Annotated in this window: 7 protein-coding genes and 1 riboswitch; of the genes, 2 read left to right on the top strand and 5 right to left on the bottom strand. The window is 35.1% G+C overall.

The window, feature by feature from the left end; all coding sequences use genetic code 11:
- Positions 1 to 149: 149 nt before the first annotated feature.
- Positions 150 to 322: riboswitch (yybP-ykoY riboswitch) on the bottom strand.
- A 38-nt stretch (positions 323 to 360) separates the two neighbouring features.
- From AC1DTM_RS18285 to phaQ, 5 genes are all read right to left on the bottom strand, one after another.
- Complete coding sequence (locus tag AC1DTM_RS18285; protein WP_016104242.1) at positions 361 to 1680, bottom strand: TrkH family potassium uptake protein; 1320 nt, start codon at positions 1678 to 1680, stop codon at positions 361 to 363.
- Between the two features lie 113 nt (positions 1681 to 1793).
- Entirely contained in the window at positions 1794 to 1979 is a 186-nt protein-coding gene (locus AC1DTM_RS18290) for an alpha/beta-type small acid-soluble spore protein (RefSeq protein ID WP_000241212.1), read from the bottom strand.
- 142 nt (positions 1980 to 2121) lie between these two features.
- Positions 2122 to 2565: a MaoC family dehydratase gene (locus AC1DTM_RS18295; RefSeq protein ID WP_001067911.1), complete on the bottom strand. Its 444-nt coding sequence runs from the start codon at positions 2563 to 2565 to the stop codon at positions 2122 to 2124.
- A gap of 101 nt (positions 2566 to 2666) precedes the next feature.
- The gene (gene phaP, locus AC1DTM_RS18300; RefSeq protein WP_002158750.1) at positions 2667 to 3191 is read right to left on the bottom strand and encodes a polyhydroxyalkanoic acid inclusion protein PhaP; all 525 of its coding nucleotides are present in this window, start codon (positions 3189 to 3191) and stop codon (positions 2667 to 2669) included.
- Between the two features lie 42 nt (positions 3192 to 3233).
- Positions 3234 to 3686, bottom strand: a complete 453-nt coding sequence (gene phaQ / locus AC1DTM_RS18305) for a poly-beta-hydroxybutyrate-responsive repressor (RefSeq protein WP_000903018.1) — start codon at positions 3684 to 3686, stop codon at positions 3234 to 3236.
- 198 nt (positions 3687 to 3884) lie between these two features.
- On the opposite strand from phaQ, the gene phaR reads away from it, so the two are divergent.
- The gene (gene phaR / locus AC1DTM_RS18310; RefSeq protein ID WP_000566956.1) at positions 3885 to 4367 is read left to right on the top strand and encodes a polyhydroxyalkanoic acid synthase subunit PhaR; all 483 of its coding nucleotides are present in this window, start codon (positions 3885 to 3887) and stop codon (positions 4365 to 4367) included.
- Between the two features lie 152 nt (positions 4368 to 4519).
- On the top strand, positions 4520 to 4789 hold a 270-nt coding region (locus AC1DTM_RS18315), incomplete at its 3' end, for an SDR family NAD(P)-dependent oxidoreductase (protein ID WP_477000612.1).

Raw genomic sequence — 4789 nt, forward strand, 5'->3', positions numbered from 1 at the left:
CTAAAATCCCCTCTAGTGCAATTAGGATGAGTAATACCCAACCATACTCCAATAATAATGATACATCCATGTACATTCTCCTCTCATTTCTATAAAGACTAAACAAGTGAAGAAGTTCCCCACTGTTTAGTTTCCCCATACTCCTGCGTATCAACGGTGGAAGGAATTTGAAAACAAAAAAGACCTCTGCCGTTGATAGGCAAAGGTCTTGCTAGACATATGTAATGAAAATGCCAACAAAGCCGGAAGAACTAAGTTCTACGTAATGACGACTTTGTTTCCAAGAAATAGTTCTTGGACGCTACTCCCCTTTGGAGATATGCTATTGTATTCTCATTATATGGATAATTTATACGGTTGTCAACCTGTTAAAATATCTTCGTTGGGATATTTTATTTTTCTTTGTTTTTTACGTGCAAATGAAAAGGCTAATGTTAAAGGCCCCATCTTTCCAAAAAACATCATAAAGATAATAATTGTTTTGCCGATGATTGTTAAGTGTGGCGTCAAATTCATACTAAGGCCGACAGTTCCAAATGCTGAAAATACTTCAAAAGCACTCATTAATAAAGGAACTTTTTCAGTGATGCTTAAAATTAAAATGGAAAGAAAAATAAACGAAATTGAAATAATAGTAATCGTTAATGATTTGACAATGAGCGTATCTTTAATGGATTTTTTAAATACGACAATATCATCTTGTTCTTGCAAAAATTTAAATACGCCTAAAAACATAATTAAAAAAGTTGTTAACTTAATCCCGCCACCAGTAGAAGCACTACCAGCACCAATAAACATAAGAAGCATCATTAATAAAAGAGAAGGTTTTGATAATGCAGAGATATCAACAGTATTAAAACCGGCAGTACGCGTTGAAATCGCTTGGAAATAAGCAGCCATACCTTCTTCAAATGGTGTAAAACCTCTCATGGAAATTGAATTATGAAACTCGAATATGAAAATAAAAATTGTAGCAATAATATTGACGATAAGAGTAGAAGAGAGCATAAGCTTTGAGTGCAAAGTAAGGTTTTTAAAGTTTTTCTTTCTTTTTATATCTACGATAACCGTAAAACCAATCCCACCTAAAATAATGAGGGAAGAAATAACGAGATTGACGAGAATACTATGGGAGTGCGACATTAAATTATCGCTCCACACAGAAAACCCAGCATTGTTAAAGGCTGAGATAGAATGAAAAAAGCTGTAATATATCCCTTTGGCAACCCCGTATTTTGGTACCCATTCAAAGGAGAGAAATAAAGTAGCGATACATTCTACAGTAAAAGAAAATAAAAATAACGCTTTTGCAAGACGAATGATTCCGCCGACATTTGTTTGGTTTAATGCTTGTTGTAATAAAATCCGGTTTTGAAGGCCGATTTTTCTGCCGAGCATAATTGCGATTAAAACAGCAAAGCTCATAATGCCAAGCCCGCCAACTTGTATAAGTGTTAAAATGACACATTGGCCAAATAAGGTAAATACTTTACCAGTGTCCACAACACCAAGCCCTGTAACCGTACAAGCAGAAACCGTTGTAAATAAGGCATCGAGCCATGAAATAGACGTTGTTGTAGCAATTGGCAATTTCAATAGGCATGTACCGATAATCGATAGTATAATAAAAGATACAGTAAGAACACGGGGAGGACTCATGCTAATGTTAATCCGTTTCATTTCACATATCGTTCCTTTCGATTTGCTCTTACTAGTATGTGAAGAAGCACTATTATGTATGTTAAAAAAGAAAGAGGCAGAGAATATCTGCCTCTAAGCCATAGGTTATATAGTTATCCGCGTAATTGTTGTTGAGCTAAAGCAACAAGACGTTTCGTTACTTCACCGCCAACTGATCCGTTAGAACGAGAAGCTGTATTAGATCCTAAGCTTACACCGAATTCTTGTGCGATTTCATATTTGAATTGTTCAAGTGCTTGCTCTGCACCCGGAACTAGTAATTTGTTTGTTTTCACCATGTTGATACACATCCTTAAAGAGTAATCCAGTTTAGCTAAGTGCTATCTGGTAATGTTATTTTATGTGTAAACGACGTACTCATACACGGAAGTAAACGGTGTGATTAGAAGTTCTTGGATAGAAAAAAGAGTAGCAAATTTGCTACTCTTTTTTCAGTATTGTCGCTGTACCTTCTACGACAATATCATCAGATTGATTATATATGTTTGTTTGCAATGTGATGATTTTTTTATCGTCCCGCTTTTTAATAACTTCTGCCACAACGCGAAGTGTATCACCGATTTTGACAGGAGCACGGAATGAAACGTTTTGTGATAAATAAATCGTATTTTTGCCAGGGAGTTTCGTTCCAAGAATGGTAGAAATAAAACTTGAAACGAGCATGCCATGGGCAATACGTTCTTTGAACATTGTCGTTTTTGCAAAAGAGTCTAGAATGTGAATAGGATTTACATCTCCAGTCAATTTTGCAAAATTGATAACGTCCTCATCCGTAATTTTTTTTGTAAGTGATGCTTGATCACCGACTTGAATCTCATCGTAACGAAGCTCTGGAACAGTTTGTGCTTCTTGAAATGGATTCATTTTGTCCTCCTTCTTTTCCATATCGAAAAATGTAAGCCATCTTGATGTAGTAGGAGGAAGAAAGAGTTTTGTTTGTGCTGCAGTTAGTTGCCACATTTTTCTTATTTGATGGAAGTAAATAGATTTTTTGAGTTTTCCTCGAACTGCTTTGCGAGTTCTAGTTGTTTGGACTTGAACTCTCCCAAAAAAACTTCTAACTGTTTTTGAACCTCTTCACGCTGCGACTGTTGCTGTTCGATAAAGTGTTTTGTTGTTTCTTCAAATTGGCCGCTAGTTTGAGTAAGAATAGACAAAGATGTTTTCGTAGGCGAAACAGTAAGTTGGTGCATTTGATTAGAAAGCTCATTCCACTTTTCTTGCCACTCGTTAATTTGATCATTTAAGGAGTTTCCAGTTAATTGCTTCACATAGTCTGTATATTGGTTATTGAACTGAGCAGTGAATTGGTGTAGTTCTTTTTCTAGTTCATTTACTCCTGATGTTAATTTATGCAAAGCGTCTTGTTGTTGTTTTAACGTTTCTAAAGTAAGTTGCTCTAATTGTTTCCCAGCTGAAGAGAAGAGGGAAAGAGATTGAGACCAGTTTTTCCAAAATGCATCGACTAATTCGTATGGCTTAGTTTCCATTGTGTGACCTCCAAATGTTTTTTTGCATATTGTGAACGCAGATTACTCTGCTGTACCACCAGGTGAAGATGAAGAATCCTTTTCATCCTTTTCTGGAGAAGTAGAAAATGGAAAGAATGCATTGGTGTATAACGTGAAAAACGTCCGCAACATATTTTGATAATGTTCAAAAGAAGTCGCACATGTTGTTAAATATTGCTCTCCATATTCTGTTAAAGAATAAATTCGTTTCGCTGGCCCGCCTTCGCTTGTATCCCAAGTAGAAGAAATAAGATTTTCTTTTTCTAATTTGCGTAGTGTCCTATACACATTACCTTGGTCAACAGAAGAAAAGCCGATGTCCATTAGCATTTGAATAAGTTTGTAACCATGAAGACTCCAGTCTTTTAGACAGAGAAGTAAGAAAGGAACTAAGAAGTTTTTTGGCATGGAGTTTGGTTGTTTCGCTTGGTTTTTTTCCAAACTTTCTGGGTGTTCTGGTTCRTTATGTAGCATGATTGTGCATCACCTCATGAATCAGTTAGATGGAATTTTTTGCTTATAAGTGCAATTTACACCTATCTGTTTTTAATGTCAATACATTTGTTGGAAAATAAAGAAAAATAAAATATATACTTGAATTTCTATTCAGAATATTAGAAAATAGTGAATAGGTTGAATTGTTTCAAAAACGAAAAAGGGAGTGTAGTCGAAGTGATTGATCAAAAATTCGATCCATTGCAAGCATGGAAAAATGCTTATGAACAAACCGAAACATTTTGGGGAAAAGCGCTCAATGAAACAATTAAAACAGAAGAATATTCTGCTTGGATGGGCAGCGTTCTAGATTTGAATTTGTTTTATCAAAAAGCATTAAATGATACGACAAAAAATTATTTAGAACAGGTGAATGTGCCGACGAGAGAGGATATCGCTAGAGTAGCTACGCTTGTTATTAACTTAGAAAATAAAGTTGATAACATCGAGGAAATTCTAGAAGAGAAAGTGGATTCATTAGGACAAGCTCCTACATTAAAGCGTGATGTTACGAAAGTAAAACAAGATATGCGCACGTTGGAAACGAAAGTTGATCAAATTTTAGAATTGCTAGAAAAGCAAAATGCAGTACTAGCTAAACTACAAGTACCTGTAAAAGAAGAAGTAAAGCCTGTAAATAAGCCAGAAAATAAAAAATGATAATCACGTTTGTTTATAACGTGTAAAAGAGAGAGGGAGAATCTCTTTTCATGTATAAACAACGAAACATAATTAATATATGGACTCAATTAGTATGAGTACCAAAATGATTCATAACAATCGTTCACAAATTCATTTAAGGGGGAAAAGAAATGGTTCAATTAAATGGCAAAGTAGCAATCGTAACAGGTGGGGCAAAAGGAATTGGAAAAGCAATTACAGTAGCATTAGCAGAAGAGGGAGCAAAAGTAGTTATTAACTATAACAGCAGTAAAGAAGCAGCTGAAAACTTAGTAAATGAATTAGGAAAAGAAGGACATGATGTTTATGCAGTTCAAGCGGATGTTTCTAAAGTAGAAGATGCAAACAGACTTGTAGAAGAAGCTGTGAATCATTTTGGTAAAGTTGATATCCTTGTTAAT

Source organism: Bacillus sp. P4_D3 (genome assembly GCF_056401855.1).